Genomic DNA, 333 nt, shown 5'->3' on the forward strand with positions numbered 1-333 from the left:
TGCGAAGAGCGCGTTCTTGCGGTTGAGCGCGATCGGACGGATCGAGCGTTCGACGACATTGCTGTCGATCTCGATGCGACCATCGTCAAGGAAGCGCGTAAGCCCCTCCCAACGGAAGAGCGTGTAGCGGATGGCCTCGGCCAGCTTGGTCTTCTGGCTGATCAGACCGAGCTTCTCTTGCAGCCACGGCTCGAGTTCGGCGACGATCGGCCGACTCTTATCCTGGCGCATGGCACGGCGCTGCTCGGCCGATCGTCCACGGATGTCGTCCTCTATTCTGTAGAGTTCGGCGATCCGTCTCAGCGCCTCGCTGGCGATCGGCGCGGGACCGGC

At 63.4% G+C, this 333-nt stretch carries 1 protein-coding gene; it reads right to left on the bottom strand.

Translation table 11 applies throughout. The features are described 5' to 3' along the window. Positions 1–333: transposase (locus tag E5X34_RS32715; RefSeq protein WP_292573365.1), on the bottom strand; the 333-nt coding region annotated here is incomplete at both ends.

Source organism: Mesorhizobium sp., assembly GCF_004963255.1.
Taxonomy (GTDB): Bacteria; Pseudomonadota; Alphaproteobacteria; order Rhizobiales; family Rhizobiaceae; genus Mesorhizobium.